The organism is Kibdelosporangium philippinense (assembly GCF_021390435.2).
GTDB classification, from domain to species: Bacteria; Actinomycetota; Actinomycetes; order Mycobacteriales; family Pseudonocardiaceae; genus Kibdelosporangium; species Kibdelosporangium philippinense.
Window position 1 is genome coordinate 2869874 of the sequence record NZ_JAJVCN010000001.1, and the last position, 16448, is coordinate 2886321.

The 16448-nt window shown below is 65.3% G+C and carries 17 protein-coding genes; 12 read left to right on the forward strand and 5 right to left on the reverse strand.

The features are described 5' to 3' along the window. Positions 1–29: 29 nt before the first annotated feature. On the reverse strand, positions 30–1199 hold the full coding sequence (locus LWC34_RS13130; RefSeq protein ID WP_233725326.1) for a metal-dependent hydrolase family protein: 1170 nt from the start codon (positions 1197–1199) through the stop codon (positions 30–32). 70 nt (positions 1200–1269) lie between these two features. Beyond that, a complete protein-coding gene (locus LWC34_RS13135) occupies positions 1270–2187 on the reverse strand; it encodes an SMP-30/gluconolactonase/LRE family protein (protein ID WP_233725327.1) in 918 nt (305 codons plus the stop codon). Positions 2188–2346: 159 nt separating this feature from the next. Here LWC34_RS13135 and LWC34_RS13140 point away from each other — a divergent pair, with 159 nt between their 5' ends. The 3 genes from LWC34_RS13140 to LWC34_RS13150 all read left to right on the forward strand — a co-directional run bounded on the left by LWC34_RS13140 (position 2347) and on the right by LWC34_RS13150 (position 4464). Continuing rightward, positions 2347–3093, forward strand: a complete 747-nt coding sequence (locus LWC34_RS13140) for an SDR family oxidoreductase (RefSeq protein ID WP_233725328.1) — start codon at positions 2347–2349, stop codon at positions 3091–3093. A 75-nt stretch (positions 3094–3168) separates the two neighbouring features. Continuing rightward, a complete protein-coding gene (gene sigJ, locus LWC34_RS13145; RefSeq protein ID WP_233725329.1) occupies positions 3169–4029 on the forward strand; it encodes an RNA polymerase sigma factor SigJ in 861 nt (286 codons plus the stop codon). Between the two features lie 87 nt (positions 4030–4116). Next, entirely contained in the window at positions 4117–4464 is a 348-nt protein-coding gene (locus tag LWC34_RS13150; RefSeq protein ID WP_233725330.1) for a sigma-70 family RNA polymerase sigma factor family protein, read from the forward strand. Positions 4465–4604: 140 nt separating this feature from the next. Here LWC34_RS13150 and LWC34_RS13155 read toward each other — a convergent pair whose 3' ends face one another. From LWC34_RS13155 to LWC34_RS13165, 3 genes are all read right to left on the reverse strand, one after another. Then, positions 4605–4997, reverse strand: a complete 393-nt coding sequence (locus LWC34_RS13155; protein WP_233725331.1) for a hypothetical protein — start codon at positions 4995–4997, stop codon at positions 4605–4607. A gap of 417 nt (positions 4998–5414) precedes the next feature. After that, entirely contained in the window at positions 5415–6092 is a 678-nt protein-coding gene (locus LWC34_RS13160) for a hypothetical protein (protein WP_233725332.1), read from the reverse strand. Positions 6093–6129: 37 nt separating this feature from the next. Next, positions 6130–6702 carry a TetR/AcrR family transcriptional regulator gene (locus LWC34_RS13165; protein ID WP_233725333.1) on the reverse strand — a complete coding sequence of 191 codons (573 nt, stop codon included), beginning with the start codon at positions 6700–6702 and terminating at the stop codon, positions 6130–6132. An 83-nt stretch (positions 6703–6785) separates the two neighbouring features. Between LWC34_RS13165 and LWC34_RS13170 the strand changes: the two genes are divergently transcribed. The 9 genes from LWC34_RS13170 (at position 6786) to LWC34_RS13210 (ending at position 16373) form a co-directional block, all read left to right on the forward strand. Next, the gene (locus LWC34_RS13170) at positions 6786–7355 is read left to right on the forward strand and encodes a dihydrofolate reductase family protein (RefSeq protein ID WP_233725334.1); all 570 of its coding nucleotides are present in this window, start codon (positions 6786–6788) and stop codon (positions 7353–7355) included. An 11-nt stretch (positions 7356–7366) separates the two neighbouring features. Then, a complete protein-coding gene (locus tag LWC34_RS13175; protein ID WP_233725335.1) occupies positions 7367–7936 on the forward strand; it encodes a dihydrofolate reductase family protein in 570 nt (189 codons plus the stop codon). A gap of 71 nt (positions 7937–8007) precedes the next feature. After that, positions 8008–9222, forward strand: coding sequence for a DUF8832 domain-containing protein (locus LWC34_RS13180; protein WP_233725336.1), 1215 nt, complete (start codon positions 8008–8010; stop codon positions 9220–9222). Further along, entirely contained in the window at positions 9219–9566 is a 348-nt protein-coding gene (locus tag LWC34_RS13185) for a FixH family protein (protein WP_233725337.1), read from the forward strand. Before LWC34_RS13180 ends, LWC34_RS13185 begins: the two co-directional genes overlap by 4 nt. Before the next feature lie 8 nt (positions 9567–9574). Beyond that, on the forward strand, positions 9575–10588 hold the full coding sequence (locus LWC34_RS13190) for a hypothetical protein (RefSeq protein ID WP_233725338.1): 1014 nt from the start codon (positions 9575–9577) through the stop codon (positions 10586–10588). Further along, positions 10585–11136, forward strand: coding sequence for a hypothetical protein (locus LWC34_RS13195; protein WP_233725339.1), 552 nt, complete (start codon positions 10585–10587; stop codon positions 11134–11136). Before LWC34_RS13190 ends, LWC34_RS13195 begins: the two co-directional genes overlap by 4 nt. Further along, positions 11091–12218: a sensor histidine kinase gene (locus LWC34_RS13200; RefSeq protein ID WP_233725340.1), complete on the forward strand. Its 1128-nt coding sequence runs from the start codon at positions 11091–11093 to the stop codon at positions 12216–12218. Before LWC34_RS13195 ends, LWC34_RS13200 begins: the two co-directional genes overlap by 46 nt. Further along, positions 12206–12850 (forward strand): response regulator, encoded by a 645-nt coding sequence (locus tag LWC34_RS13205; protein ID WP_233725341.1) that lies wholly within the window; start codon positions 12206–12208, stop codon positions 12848–12850. The genes LWC34_RS13200 and LWC34_RS13205 overlap by 13 nt, the downstream gene beginning before the upstream one ends. Before the next feature lie 166 nt (positions 12851–13016). Next, entirely contained in the window at positions 13017–16373 is a 3357-nt protein-coding gene (locus LWC34_RS13210; RefSeq protein ID WP_233725342.1) for a CARDB domain-containing protein, read from the forward strand. The last annotated feature ends 75 nt before the right edge of the window (positions 16374–16448 follow it).

Genomic DNA, 16448 nt, shown 5'->3' on the forward strand with positions numbered 1-16448 from the left:
TCCGTGTCGTCGCCTTCACGGTACCGGTCCTAGATCGAGCCGAGGGACCACGCCGGGCTCAGGTTGGCGCCGCCTACGTGCACCGCCCGGATCCGCAGCAGTGCGGTCGGGTCGGCGAGCGGATCGCCGTCCACCGCGATCACGTCGGCGTCGAACCCGGGCGCGATCCGCCCTTTACGGTGGGCGAGTCCACAGACGCCTGCGGCCTGCGAGGTGATCGCGCGCAACGATTCCGACGGGCTCATGCCGAGTTCTCTGAGCTGGGCAACGGCGTAGGGCAATACGTTGTGCGGTTTGACCGGGGCGATACCCGCGTCGGTGCCCGCGACGATTGGCGCCCCTGCCTCGTAAAGCCTGCGCATGCACGCTTTCATCGGGCCTAGGCGGCTTGCGACGGGAGGCGGCGGTGGCATGTCACTCGGCAGGATCCCGAGCGTGGCGCCGACGACGATGCGACGGTCGGCGATGGCTTCGATCAGGTCTGGTCGGTCGTCAACACCGTCCGCGGCCCAGAACGACACGTGCTCCATTCCGTCTACACCGGCTGCGATCGCGTCGGCGATGGCTTGTGAACCGTGTGCGTGGGCGGTGATGGGCAGGCCGTGTCTATGTGCTTCGTCGACTGCCGCGCGCAGTTCTTCTGGGGTGAATTGGGCTTCTTCCTGGCGGGTGCCGGGTGTGAGGGTGCCGCCGCTGCCCATGATCTTGATGACGTCGCAGCCGCGTTCGACATGCTCGCGTACGGCGGCCCGGACGTCCTGCGTCCCGCCGCCCAGGTAGTGACAGTGCCCGGCGGGTGTGGTGATGGGCGGGCCTGCGGCGACGACCGTTGGCATCCCGGGCAGCCCACGCACGTCGAGTGACAGATAGTCGCGGTCACCGAGGTCGCGGACCGTGGTCACGCCCGACCGCAACGCCTGCAGGCCTGCGTGCCTCATCGCGGTGACGACCTCGGCGTCACTGCGGCCTGCGAGGGCTCCGACCGGGTCGGAGGAGGCGTCGAACGCCAGGTGGACGTGGGTGTCGATCATGCCGGGCAGCAACGTCGCGCCGGGCAGGTCGACAATGTCGGCGCCCTCGGCCGCGTCACTGTCCACTGCGACGATCTTGGCGCCGTCGAGGACGACGACCGGGTTGGGCCGCAGCGTTGAGCTGACGCCGTCGAAGAGCCAGGCTGCGCGGAGGACCGTGACTGTCATGCAGTGAATATCGTCTGGCGAGCTACTTTATGACCTCCGTACAGGTACTGATTCTTGCTACGGAGAGCCATCACATCGTCGTGATGGCGATGGCGTTTTCCTCCAGCGATCCAAAGTAGAGAGTCCCGGCGCGTTCCCGGACGCCGACGAGCAAGTGGAAGCCGTCGATTTCTCCGCGTAGCTCGTGCACGATGTGGCCGTCCGGGTGCACGCCGAGCACACCGACTTCCCGTTTCGGCGCCGGTTGCAAGGACGTCGGCAACGCGCGGACCCCCGCCCGAAGCTGTGCGGGCAGTTTTTGGATGAACTTGAGAGCCGAGACCCTCGGGCTGGCTATGGTCACCCAGATCAGCCCGTCGCTGCCAGTCGAGATGTTGTCCGGGTAACCCCACAGATCCCCGATCAACAGGTCCGACTCGCCTGCGCGCGGGCCGGTCAGCCACACCCGTCGCACCTGGTACGCGCCAGTTTCCGCAACGGCCACAAAGGACTCGTCCGGCGGCAGGGCCACTCCGTTCGCGAACTGGAGGCCGTCGGCGAGCAGATCGATCTTGCCGTCCGGAGTCCGGCGCAGCAGCCTGCCACTCGCGGTCTGCTCGATGAGGTCGTCGCGCCAGTTCTCGATGCCGAACCGGCGTGACGAGTCGGAGAAGTACACCGCCCCGTCTTGAGCCACGGCAGCGTTGTTGCAGAACACGAAATCCAGGCCCAGTGCGGACGTTGCCAGTGTCGTGATGGTGCCACCACTCAGCGGCATTGTGAGCAGACCAGCCTTCGCGTCGCAGATCAACAGGTCTTCACCGAACAGTTCGAGCCCAAGTGGACGGCCGCCGGTGTCGCCGATCACGTCCATCTGCTTGCCGTCCGGCGTGATCCGCAGGATTCGGCCGTCGTCAACACCCGTGTAGATCAGTCCGTCCGCGTCCACCACGACGTCCTCTGGGCCGTGTCCGTTGACCGGGATGACAGTGACTTCGCCGAACCGCATGGACGCCTCCGGTGGCTGAATGAGCACAGTGGACTGGCTTGATCATGGCAGGCTCCCTGCGGCATCTTCGAAAGATCACGCCGAGTTGTCACGAAACCGCCGCGCCCACTGTCTTCACTTCAGGAACGCCGCCAGGGGCGCACGTCGGAGGGATGGACAATGAAGGTCGTCGTCATCGGTGGAACCGGACTGATCGGTTCCAAGCTCGTCAGCCGGTTGAAGGAGCACGGGCACGAAGCCGTCCCCGCGGCGCCGAACACCGGCGTGAACACGATCACCGGTGAAGGCCTGAAAGAGGTGCTGCGCGACGCCGACGTCCTTGTCGACGTCTCGAACTCGCCGTCGTTCGCGGACGCCGACGTTATGCGGTTCTTCCAGACCTCCACCGGCAACCTGGTCGAGGCGGCGAAGGACGCCGGGGTCGGGCACTACCTCGCGCTGTCGGTCGTCGGCACCGAGCGCCTGACGGACTCTGGCTACATGCGTGCCAAGGTCGCGCAGGAGAAGCTGATCAAGGAGTCCGGCGTGCCGTTCTCGATCGTGCACGCCACACAGTTCTTCGAGTTCGCCGGTGGTATCGCGGACACGTCGACCACAGACGACGGTGTGGTGCGGATTTCCAACGCGGGCGTGCGGCCGATGGCGGCTGACGACGTGGCTGCCGCGGTCGGCCGGACATCCGTTGGCGAGCCGCTGAACGGCATCGTCGAGGTCGGCGGCCCTGAGGTGTTCGGTCTCGACGAATGGATCCGCACGGTGCTGCAGGCCCGTGGCGACTCGCGTGCGGTGGTCGTTGACGCGCAAGCCCCTTATTACGGCGCGGTCCTGGCCGGCGACAGCCTGCTGCCCGGCCCGGACGCACGGATCGCCGACACGCGGTTGAGCGACTGGCTCGCCACCCAGTGACCCTGCTGCCACCAGGGGAAAAGCGCGGGCAGGGCGGTCGTCCTGCCCGCGCGACCTCACCCCAAGGGAGAACTCATGCGCGACCTCGACCAGGCAACCGCCGTTTTCGCTGAATCGCGGGGACGGCTGTTCGGCATCGCCTACCGGATGTTGGGGAGCGCGCTGGACGCGGAAGACCTCGTCCAGGAGGTGTGGGTGCGCTGGCAGACCTGTGACAGGTCGGTGGTCCTCAATCCGGCCGCCTACCTGACCACGGCCATCACCCGCTTGGCCATCAACGCCAGCCAGTGCGCACGCGAGCGATACGAGACGTACGTCGGACCATGGCTGCCCGAACCCGTGGACACCTCAGCCGACCCGCAATTGGGGGCCGAGCGCACCGCGGGCCTGGAAGTCGCTGTGCTCCTGCTGCTCGAAAAGCTCAGCCCGACCGAGCGTGCGGCCTACGTGCTGCGTGAGGCGTTCGACTACCCGTACAGCCTCATCGCGCAGATCGTGCGGACCTCGGAAGTCTCGGCACGGCAGTTGGTCAGCCGGGCGCGTAAGCACCTGCAGACCAAGCGGCGAACGCCGTCGAGCGCGGCCGACCAGCGGCGGTTGCTGACCGCGTTTGTCGCTGCCGCCCAGGCCGGTGATGTCGCTGCGCTGGAGCAGCTGTTCGCCGAAGACGTGGTGAGCTACGCCGATGGTGGCGGCCTCGCCCGCGCGGCCAGGGAACCCGTCTACGGAGCACGCAAGCTCGCCACGGTGATTCACGCATGGGGCGGCGAATTCTGGGCAGTGGAAATGTCCTTGAGCCTGGTGAACGGGCAGATCGGGCTGGTGTTGCGGCGGGACGGCGAAGTCACCGGCGTGGTCAGCGTCGCGGCTTCGGACGCGGGCATCGACCAGGTGTTCTGGATGGTGAACCCGAACAAGCTCGCCGCGGTCGGCTGACTGGTGAGCGAGGGGATCTGCCGTGCGAAGAGACTTGGCAGGCGTCCGATGATCCTGGCCAGTTCGCTTGAGGGACAGGGTTGCCGCGTGCTGGACGATGAGTTTGTCGCGCACAGGTTCCGGCTCGCGTGCGAGTCCGGCTCGGCCGCCGGGCTGTCGCTGCTGCTGGACCCGGACGTCACCGCCTTCTTCGACAGCGGCGGCACGCTGCCGAGGGCCGCCCGCCCGATCTGCGGCATAGCCGAAACGACGACCGCGGTGCTGGACTTGCTGGTTGGCGCGGCGATTTCCGTGCAGTCGGTCAACGGCCGAGCCGGTCTGGTGGTGCGGTGCTGTGACCGGGTGAGCGCGGTCGCGTCCTTCTCCGTGTGTGCCGGTCTGGTCACCGAGATCTGGCTGGTCGTCAACCCCGACAAGCTACGGCACTGGAACTAGCGATGATCAAACTGACCTTGCGAGGCGATGCTGGCAGACACGCGTGCGGCGGTCTCCGCGGCTGCCGTCGTGGCCGATTGATCGTCCATTATGGACAGATCAGAAGCCTGGCCACATGGTCAAGGATTTGAGACGAGCCCCTAGATCCGGTAGCAGCGGCCGTTCTGGTAGAGGTCGCCCGCGACGACCGCGCGTCCCTTCGGCGGGCCGACCTCGTAGGACCAGTTCCCGTTGCGGCTCAACGACTGCTGGCAGTCGATGCTGCCCGAATCCGTTGCGGCGCCCGTCCAGATGTTGATCGTGGTGCCGGAACACTGTGGACACAGGTCTTCGAGAATGAAGTACCGCTTCAGATCAGGGACATAGATTTTCGTCCCTGGCCGGTAGCGGTCGGTGCCCGCGGAGAACGTGATCGGGTCTTCGAAGGTGCCCGACCCGCCTGCCTGGCCGTGCATGACATTGGGATACGCGATCGCGCGGCTGCCGGGCGGATCGTTGTTCCTGGCGCCGTAAAAGTTGATCCGGCCTGACACGGTTGCCGCAGGCGGCGGCGGGTTGGCCGGAGGGGGCTGGCGGCGGCGGCTCGCTCGCCAGGGAGGATGACGACGGCGGTGTCGAGGACGGCGGCTGGTTCGAACTGCTTGGTCCGCCGGGCAGGACAAATGACGGCATGGCAGTCATCGACGCGCCTGACCGCTCGTCAACCAACTCGCCCGCGGTCGGGACGCTCAACGACGCCGTCGGGCTGCCTTCTTCCTCACCTGGCAGTGCGATGAGGGCAATCACCAGCAGGAGCACGAGGATGGCTCCGGCACCAACAGCCAGCTTCAGTCGCATGTGTGCACGTGGTCCCTTTGTCCGACAAGCGAGAGCAACTTAGCGCCATCGTGATCAAGGGCACAATGTTATGCACGAGGATCATTCACGTTGTCGGCGGGGCCTGGTGTGTGTCAGTTGCGCCAGGTCACCGACTGCCGGTCCTCCGTGCTGTACGGCTCCTTGACGAACGACACCTTGGTGATCGGGTCGGACGCGACGCCGAAGAAGAGGGTGCACGTCGTGTACTTCGCGCCCTTGGTGGTGAAGTCCTTCGGCGCGAACCCGACGTCCTCGCACCCGGTGACCGACATTTCCCCGATCCCGAGCAGCGAGCCCGGCCAGCCACCGCTCTTCGTGCCCGCGATGAAGATCGGTCCCTGGTAGTCGGCGAAGTTGACGCCGTCGAGGTTCTCGATCACCGAGTGCACGAAGAAGAAGTTCTTGCCGCGCAGCTTGGCCTTGTCCTCGTCCGTCAACCGCAGTTGGTCGATGTCGGCGTCCGGTGCTTTGACGCTCTGCACGGTGACGGTGTAGCCGAGGTTGCCCTTGGCGTACTGGCTGAACGCCGGGATCACGGCCTGCGCGCCGAACTTCAGCTTCGTACCGGCCGGGGTGGCCGCGCCGGTGATCTCCAGCTTCGGCGTCTCGATCGCATACGGCCTCGGGGTGGATGTGGCGGTCGGCTTCGTGCTGGTCGACCGCGGTGCGTCGGTTGATCGGACGTCACCGACGGCGACCGGGGTCGCGGTGACCGTCGTCGTGCATCCGGCCGCGGCGGCGCACGCCAAAACAACGCCAAGGATTTTCATCGGACTTCCCCCAGATGTGCGATCTTCCGGGGAGAGGTTACCTGCCTGCCAACCGAATTACGGCCTCGGTTACCAGCTTGTCGCGTTCCTCGGCGGTGAGGATGTCCGGCAGCGTCAACTGTTCCAGGATCAGCCAGCTCAACGCGAGCTGCAGCAGCTGCACCGCTGTGGCGTCGCCGGGTAGGCCGGACGCCAGGTGACGGGACACGTTCTCGTCCATGTCCACTCGTACCCGCTTGGTCAGCACCTCGCGCAGCTCGGGCCGCCGCGTCGCCTCGAGCCTCAGTTCCAGCAGCGCCAGGTAGCCGGTGGGGAAGCTGGCGACTCGGTTGACGGTCTCCTTGAGCAATTCGACGACCGTATTGATGTCACCGGTCGGCACCATCTGCTGCGTCAGCGTGGCCTCGTCGGGGATGAGGCGTTCGTAGACGCGGGCGCCTGCCTGGGTGAGCAGCGTGTCCCGGCTGTTGAAGTAATTGGACGCGGTGCCGATCGGCACGCCCGCTTCCTTGTCGACCGCGCGCAGGGTCAGGCCACGCGAGCCTTCCTTGGCCAGGACCTCGATCGCCGCATCGAGCAGGGCAGCGCGCCGGGCGGGGTTCTGCCGCATCGCAACCAACCTCCAGTTGACACCACTTCAAGTGAAGTACTATCTTCAAACCACTTCATATAGAGTACTTCAAAGGGGGCGTTATGCGAAAGCTCGTCTACTACGTGGGCATCTCACTGGACGGCTACATCGCGGGCCCGGGCGGGGAGATCGACTTCTACCCGGTGTCGGACGAGTTCATGACCTGGATGTCCGAGCACTACCCGGAGACGCTGCCCACCCACGTGCGCAAGCACCTCGGCTTCGACGACGCGCCGAACAAGGCCTTCGACACGCTGGTCATGGGCCTCGGCACGTATCAGCCCGCGCTGGACATCAACATATCCAGCCCGTACGGACACATGAAGCAGTACATCGTGTCGAAGTCGCTGCCCGGGATCGACGATCCGGCCGTGACGCTCGTGCGTGACCCGTTGCCGTTGGTGCGGGAGCTGAAGCAGGGCGAGGGGCTGGACATCTGGCTGGCCGGTGGCGGCAAGCTGGCGGGTTCGCTGTTGCCGGAGGTCGACCAGTTGGTGATCAAGAGGTACCCGGTGATGGCGGGCACCGGCGTCCTCGCGGTCGACGGCGGGTTCCAGCCCACGCAGTTCACGCCGACCGAGCAGGTGTCGTTCGCCAACGGCGTGTCCGTGACCTGGTTCGACCGGAAGTAAGGGGGAGAACTATGCGAAAGCTCGTCTACTACATCGCTGTCTCGTTGGACGGTTACATCGCGGGGCCTGGTGGGGAGTACGACTTCTACCCGACGTCCGACGCCTACACGGCCTGGATGACCGAACGGTTCCCGGACACGATCCCCACTCGCTTCCGTGAAGTGGTTGGGGTGGCGGATGTGCCGAACAAGAACTTCGACACCGTGATCATGGGCCTGGGTACGTACTTGCCGGGTGTGGCCGATGGGATGACCAGTCCGTGGGCGAACCTCGAACAATACGTCGTGTCGACCTCGCTGGCCGAGATCGAGGATCCGGCGGTGACGCTCGTGCGTGATCCGCTGCCGCTCGTACGGGAGCTGAAACACCGTGACGGCAAGGACATCTGGCTCGCCGGTGGCGGGAAGCTCGCGGGCGCCTTGCTGGCGGAGATCGATCAGCTGGTGATCAAGAGCTACCCCGTGCTCGCTGGCGCGGGCATCCCGGTTGTCAGCGGTGAGTTCCAGCCGACGCAGTTCACCCCGACCGAACACCAGTCGTTCGACAACGGTGCCTATGTGACCTGGTTCGACCGGAAGTAGTTCTCAGGCACTAGTGAAGTCGCTACTCGCGCCGTATGTGCTTGCGGTGACACTTTCCTAATCTCAGGAACGTGTTCATTCGTTTGGTGCTTGGCGTTTCGGTGGTGCTGATCGTCATGGCGGTGCCCGCGTCGGCACATGTGGTCAGTGCCGACGCGGATCTCCGTGTGGCACAGACAATCTCGGGCACCGAGCTGACGGTCGTGATCAGGCGGACGCCGGAGGTCCCCGGCCCGCTGTACGTCAATCTCGTTGCCTACCAACCCGTTGGCGACCTGACGATCGACCTTGCCGTCGGCGAAAGTGCCGGGACGGTGCGGCTGTGGCGTTCTGGCACGCACCCGGTGGTGTTGCACGTGCAAGACACGGGTCCGCATGAACTGCGGCTCAAAACCTCCGCTGACTACTCCGTTCTACCTTTTGAGGTACGCGTTCCGCGGCCCGCCACGTGGGAAATGGTGGTGTACGGCGGTTTCGGCGTGACCGGGGTGATGTTCGCGGCTGCCCTGGGCATGTCTCGGTGGCGGCCGGCCGCGCTGGGACTGGGCGGCGTTGGTGTAGTGGCCGCGATCATCGCCGCCACCGTCGCCGTGCTCTCGCCTCAGCTTGGTGCCGACACCCGTGATCCTGGCCGCCCCAACGCGCAGGGCTTCCTTTTGGTGACTCCGGCTCAGCCGAGGGCAGGGGAGGAGGTCACGCTCCGGTTCGACCTTGTCGACGGCTCGACCGGCCTGCCCGTGCGCGACCTCGCCGTGCACCACGACGCACTGGCACATCTCGTGATCACCAGCCAGGATGGCGAATTCTTCCGGCACGTCCATCCACTAAGGACACCGGAAGGCCGATTGGAAACGCGGCTTGTCCCGGACCGGCCGGGACGATACCTGGCTTACCTTGAGGTTGAACGCGTCGACGCGGGCGGTCAGCGGGTGTCCGGCAGCTTCGAGATAACCGGGCCGCCGCGGGCATCGCCGTTACGGGTCGCGTCATGGACATTTCCCGCAGGACGGCCCGTCACCATCGAAATCGACACCGGCACGACTGGTGTGCAGTCGTGGCTTGGCATGGCCGGGCACATGATCACCCGTGACGCCACGGGCGATTTCCTCGGCCACGTGCACGAGAGCTCCATGGTGTCCACATCAGACGGAACAGTCGCCGAGCATGGCCCGAAGCTGTGCTTCAGCACGAGCTTTCCCCGACCTGGCAGGTATTTCGCATGGGTACAGTACGTCAAGGAGTTCCAGATCGTCACGGTCCCGCACGTGATCGAGGTCGTGCGATGAAACTGGTGGCCGCCCTCAGTGTCATCGCGGTCATGGGTGTGCTGCTGATAACCCTGCCGGGCGCGAAACCCGTCAGGCTTGTCCGCGCCGACCTGACCGTGCAACTGGACAAGGCCAGTACGGGAACCGTTGTGGCACAAGTTGAAACGCCGCCTGAGGTGGCCGCGGTCTCGATGTTCGCCACGATGCCGCAGATGGGCCACCTCACCGGCGAAATCACGGCCATCAGGGAAAAGCCAGGGCTGTTCCGGGCCACCGGTGAGCTGTTTTCGATGGCGGGTCGGTGGGAGCTGGGTGTTCGCGCCGACGGCCGCGTCGTGACCTTCGAAATCCCCGTGAAATAGGAGTTCTCATGATTCCAAGGCGACAAGTGGTGGGCGCCTGGTTGCTGCTGGCCGGTTTCTGCTCGCTGTGGCTTGGCGTGGCGTGGGACGGGCAATGGCACGTCGACGTCGGGCCGGACACGTTTTTCACCGCGCCGCACCTGATGTTCTACTTCGGCACCGCGCTGATCGGCCTGACCAGCCTCGTTGTCGTGCTGAAGAGCCAGAAGGACACCGGCCCGGCCGTGCGCGTGGTGGGTTTGCGTGCGCCCGCCCCATTCCTGGTCGCGGGTCTCGGCGCGGCCGGGCACCTGGTGTACGGCGCGATCGACCTGTGGTGGCACACGATTTACGGCTTCGACGTGCTGGAGAGCACGCCGTCCCACCTCAGCCTGCAGCTCGCGATGCAGGTACAGGCCATCGGGACGATCATGGCGTTCGCCGCTCTGCGGGACACCCGGTCCGGCCTGTGGGGACTGGCCGCCGCTGGTGCGGGCGGTGTCGCCGCCAGTTCGATTCTCCTCGACGGTTCGGTCTTGGGCGTCAGGCTGTCCGCGATCTCCGGCGCCGCGATCGCTGCCTGGACGTTGGCTGTGATGGCAGGTGTCACCCGTAGCGCGTGGTGGGTTGCCGCGCTGGGCCTTACGTATGCGGCCCTGCACGCCGCCTCGTTCCTGTTCCCACCATGGGCGACCGAGCTGTACGCAGCCGGGATCGGCCAGCCGATTCGGGACAACGCGTCGGGAATACCACGGGTCGCGCTGGCGATGCCTTTGATATTCCCAGTCCTCGCGCTACTGGCGGCAGGCGTTGTCTGGTTTGCCATACGACGCCAGATCACGCCCCAGGTCGTCATGGCCGGGTTGGGCGCTGTTGTTGGGCTGGCAGCGACCGTGTCCATGAGCTTTCTCGACGAGTCCACGGCCAACCCGCTGCTGAATATCGTGATCGTCACGGCCTTCGCTGCTGTTGGTGGCCGTTTCGGCTGGCAGAACGCGGCGTTGCTGCGTCGGCTCAGCTCCCGTCAGGCGGTGGCGGTATGAGGCTCCTGCTCGCGCTCAGCGTTGCCAGCGTAATGATCTTGTCGGCGCCGACGGCCGCCGCTCAAGCAGAACCGTTGACGGTAGTGCACAGCGAACGCATTTCGTTGGGAAACACCACATTGACCGCGTCTTTCTCGGATTGGCCCATCAAAGCCGGACGATCGCTAGACTTCACGTTCGAGCCTGCTGGGGGGATCGAGGGGCGCGGGGGAACTGTGCGCGCGATAGCGCCGTCTGGCCAACCGCAGGCTCTGGGCATTGTCGGCCTCGATGGCGAGGCGGACATGAAGTTGCAGCGGCATCCGCAGGCGCGGCACGCGTGGGGGCTGGATGTCGTGGCATTACCCGAGGAGGGGCTGTGGCGCTTCGAATTCACCGTGCCGGGAGTGGGGACCGGGACGTTGCCGGTCCTCGCGGGACCGATGCCGGGGCCGCCGGCGGCGGTGAGCTGGACGTTCGGCATGATTCCTTGGGCGATCGCGCTGGTGGTGCTTGGCCGCAGATGGTGGCGGGTGCGCAAGGCGACCGTACTGGCCTGGAGCGGCTGAGCGACGGACTGCTCGCGCTGCTGCCGGTGACCGTCGCCTGGCTGTCCATATTGGACGGACCGGTCGAGCGGCACATCGAGATCATGCTTGCGGTCGCGGCGGCGCAGACGTTCGTGCTCGCCTGGTACCGCCGGTTCCCGCTCACCGTCCTGCTGGTCGTGATGGGCCTGGAAACCGTGCTGATCGTGCTCGATTCGGAGATCTTCGTCGGGTTCCTCGTCGCCACGTTCGCGTTGGGCACGTGGGGAAAGCCCGTGCAGCAACGAATCGGGCTCGCCGTCGGTCTCACGTTGCTCGCGATCGGGATGGTCGTGAGTATCGCGGGCGGATCGGAGCCGCTGTTCGCCGTGGTCGGCGTCTCGTCGATCGCGGTGATGTTCGTGGGGTTCTGGATGAGCGGACGACTCGGCGCGCGCCACCGGTCCCGGATGCGTCAGCTCGAAACCGAGCGCACTCAGGTCGTTGAGCGTGAACGTGCCCTGCTGGCAAGGGAACTGCACGACATCCTGAACCACTCGGTGACCGCGATGGTGCTCGACGCCACCGCGGCCGCCGAGACCGGATCACCCGACGAGGCACGGGAAACGCTGCACAGAGTCGCGCGGACCGGTCGTGACTCGCTCGCGGAGTTGCGGCGGTTGCTCGGTGTGCTGCGCGCGAACACGTCCGCGACCGACCATGACCCGTTGATCGTTCCACCCGGCCTTGCCCAGATCAACGCCTTGATCTCAGCCACGCCGCTGGACATCGAGGTGGTCCGGCAAGGAAAGGCGGGGCCGCTGGACGCCAGCATCGAACACGCCGCCTATCGGGTGATTCAGGAGTCGCTGACCAACGTGATCAAACACGCAGGGCCGGTCGCGACAACCGTGTCCTTGTTCTTCACTGCAGACCAACTGTCCGTGGTCGTTGTCAACGCCCAGTCCGTGAAACCCCCGAATCCCGGCACCGGCATGGGATTGATCGGCATGCGCGAACGGGTTTCCCTTGTCGGGGGCACGCTTGAGGCGGGTCCGTGTCCCGGCGGCGGGTTCGAGGTGCGTGCTGTTCTGCCTGCGAGGAGCGTGCCGTGCTCCGCGTAGTGGTCTGTGATGATGAACAGTTGCTCAGGGAGGCGCTGACCAAGATCATCGACGCCGCCGACGACCTGTCGGTGGTCGGAGTCGCGGCGAACGGGCAGGAAGCTGTGACCGCCGTCGACCGGCACGCGCCGGATGTCGTGCTGATGGACATCCGGATGCCCGTGCTGGATGGAATCGAGGCGACGCGGCGCATCGCCGGGCGCGCGCGAGTGCTCATCCTGACGACGTATGACCTGGACAGCTATGTCTATGCCGCGTTGCAGGCAGGAGCCAGCGGCTTCTTGCTCAAGGACGCGCCAAGCGAACGGCTCCGGGACGGCATCCGGATCGTCGCCGCAGGTCAAGCCGTTCTCGCTCCCGAGGCGACGGCACGGATGATCACCGCGTTCCGTCCGGCGATGCCCAGCGCTGAAGACCAGATGCTGCTGCGGGCGATCCATGGTTTGTCGCCGAGGGAGCGCGAGGTGTCCGAGCTGATCGCATCCGGCCTTGCCAATGACGAGATCGCGGACCGGCTGACGATCAGCCGCTACACGGTGAAGGTCCACGTCTCGAACATCCTCGGCAAGCTGGGCGTCCCCGACCGGGTGCACGTGGTGCTGGCCTGGTCGCGGCTGCGCGGGCACGTCTGAACCGTTGACTTAACCGGTGCGGGCATGAAAACTCTGGAACTGACCCTGCAAGAAGTTAGCTAACAGCGCTCAATTTGCATGGATTGCCATGCAATCGTTCGGCGGACGCGTCCTCGGCGTCGGCCGATCTCACCCTGCCCGCACAACAGAACAGAGGACACCATCCATGGAACGTAAGCAGCGTCGCTTGCGCCTGGTCAGTGGCATCCTCGTGGCGGCAATGGCCGTCGCGGGGGTCTCGCCGAGCACGGCTTTAGCAGCCGACGGCCCCAACCTGTCCATCGGCAAAACCGTTACGGCGAGCGGGACCCAGGGTGGGTACCCGGCAGGCAACGTCAATGACGGCAACGCGCAGACATACTGGGAGAGCACGAACAACGCGCTCCCGCAATGGGTTCAAGTCGATCTCGGTAGCAGTGTCAGCGTCAACCAGGTGGTGCTGAAACTGCCCGGTTCGTGGGGCGCTCGTACGCAGACCCTCAGCGTGCAGGGCAGCACTGATGCCTCTGCTTTCAGCGCCTTGTCGGCCTCGGCCGGTCGCGTGTTCTCGCCGTCCTCGGCCAACACCGTGACCATCGATTTCCCTGCCACAGCCGTGCGATACGTACGGGTCAACATCACCGCGAACACCGGCTGGCCCGCGGCGCAGCTGTCGGAGTTCGAGATCTACGGTCCTGGCAGCGAACCGCCGCCCGGCGGGGAAGGCAACATAGCCGCTGGCAAGCCAGTTGAGGCCAACTCGCATGTGCACAACTTTGTCGCGGCCAACGCGAACGACAACAACGTTGGCACGTATTGGGAATCCGCCGGTTTCGACGGAATGCTGACGGTCAAGCTCGGCGCGAACGCGGACGTCAGCTCGGTGGTGATCAAACTCAACCCCGACCCGATCTGGGGGCCGCGTACCCAGACCGTCGAAGTCCTCGGCCGGGAACAGTCGGCGACGGGCTTCAGCTCGCTGAAAGCCTTGGCACAGTATGCTTTCAACCCGTCATCCGGCAACTCGGTGACCATTCCGGTCACCGGCCGCGTTGCCGATCTGCGGCTGCGCTTCACGGCCAACTCCGGTGCGCCTGGCGGACAGGTGGGCGAGTTGCTTGTGATGGGAACCGCCGCGCCGAACCCGGACCTGACGGTGTCGGCCTTGTCGTGGACACCCGCCGCGCCCACGGAAACCGACGCGATCACGGTCCGCGCGACCGTCCAGAACATCGGTTCCGCTGCCGCCGGTGCGACAACGGTCAACGTCAGTCTCGGCGGCGTTGTCGCAGGTAGCGCCCCTGTTTCCGGCCTGGCGGCCGGCGCGTCGGCGACGGTCACGGTGGACGTCGGCAGGCGTGCGATGGGCAGTTACGCGGTCACGTCAGTTGTTGATCCAAACAATGCAATTATCGAACAGAACGATGGCAACAACAGCCTGACGGCCTCCACGCAGCTGGTCGTGGCCCAATCACCCGGCCCTGACCTGCTGATCACCAACATCACGTCCAATCCGCCCAACCCAGCGGTCGGCGCTACCGTCACCTTCACGGTCGCCGTGAACAACCGTGGCACGACAGCGTCGGGTGCGTCCGTGACACGCCTGACGGTTGGCAGCACGACATTGAACACCAACACGGCGTCCGTAGCCGCCGGTGCGACAACCAACGTTGCTGTCAGCGGCAGCTGGACCGCCACGAGTGGCGGCGCCACGATCACCGCGACCGCTGACGCGACCAACGTCGTCACTGAGACGAACGAAACGAACAACTCCCTGTCCCGGTCGATCGTGGTCGGCAGGGGCGCGGCGGTGCCGTATGTCGAGTACGAAGCAGAAGCCGCTAGCTACCAAGGAACCCTGCTGCAGACCGACCCGCTGCGCACCTTCGGGCACACCAATTTCGCGACCGAGTCCTCGGGCCGCCAGTCGGTGCGGTTGAACAACACCGGCCAGTTCGTCGAGTTCACCTCGGCCAACGCGGCGAACTCGATCGTCGTCCGCAACTCCATCCCGGACTCCCCGAGCGGCGGCGGCATCGACGCGACGATCAGCTTGTACATCAACGGAACCTTCGCGCAGAAGCTGTCCCTGTCGTCCAAGCACAGCTGGCTCTACGGAACAACGGACGATCCCGAGGGCCTGACGAACAGCCCGCAGGCCAACGCGCGCAGGCTGTTCGACGAGTCGCACGCCCTGCTGTCCACTTCGTACCCACCAGGCACGAAGTTCCGGCTGCAGCGCGACTCTTGGGACACGGCCGCGTTCTACATCATCGACCTGATCGACCTCGAACAGGTCGCACCCCCGGCAAGCCAACCGGCCGGATGCACGTCGATCACCTCGTACGGCGCCATCCCGAACGACGGAATCGACGACACCCCGGCGATCCAGAAAGCCGTGACCGACGACCAGAACGGCGTGATCAGCTGCGTGTGGATCCCGGCGGGGCAATGGCGGCAGGAGCAGAAGATCCTGACCGATGACCCCCTCAACCGCGGCCAGTACAACCAGGTCGGTATCAGCAACGTGACGATCAGAGGCGCGGGCATGTGGCACTCGCAGCTCTACACGTTGACAGAGCCACAGAACGCGGGCGGTATCAACCACCCGCACGAAGGAAACTTCGGCTTCGACATCGACAAGAACGTGCAGCTGTCGGACATCGCGATCTTCGGCTCCGGCCGGATCAGAGGAGGCGGTGGAGCGGAAGGCGGAGTGGGCCTCAACGGTCGCTTCGGCACCGGAACGAAGATCAGCAACGTCTGGATCGAACACGCGAACGTAGGCGTGTGGGTCGGTCGGGACTTCGACAACATCCCGGAGTTGTGGGGCCCGGCCGATGGCCTTGAATTCAGCGGGATGCGGATCCGCAACACCTATGCGGACGGCATCAACTTCACGAACGGAAGCCGTAACTCGAGCGTGTTCAACTCGTCCTTCCGGACAACGGGCGACGACTCGCTGGCGGTGTGGGCGAACCGGTACGTGAAGGACCCGGCGGTGGACATCGCGCACGACAACAGTTTCGTGAACAACACAATCCAGCTGCCCTGGCGTGCGAACGGCGTGGCGATCTACGGAGGCTACAACAACAAGATCGAAAACAACCTGATCTACGACACGATGAACTATCCCGGCATCATGCTGGCGACAGATCATGATCCCCTGCCATTCAGTGGACAGACGTTGATAGCCAACAACGGGCTGTACAGGGCGGGCGGCGTGTTCTGGGGCGAAGCCCAGAAGTTCGGTGCGATCACCCTGTTCGCCCAGAACCGGGATATCACGGGCGTGACGATCCGGGACACGGAGATCGTGGACTCGACGTACGACGGAATCCAGTTCAAGGGCGGCGGCGGAAACATGCCGAACGTGGCGATCACGAACGTCCGGATCGACAAGTCGAACAATGGCGGCGCCGGGATCTTGGCGCAGGGGAGTGCTCGAGGTAGCGCGACCCTGAACAACGTGACCATCACGAACTCGGCCGGAGGAAATGTGGTGATAGAACCAGGATCCAGCTTCAGCATCACCGGAAGCTGAGGTCACAAGGTGTCAAAGCTCGTGAGTGGTTATCAAGGTTAGAACCCGGATAACCACTCACGAGGTCTGACCTGG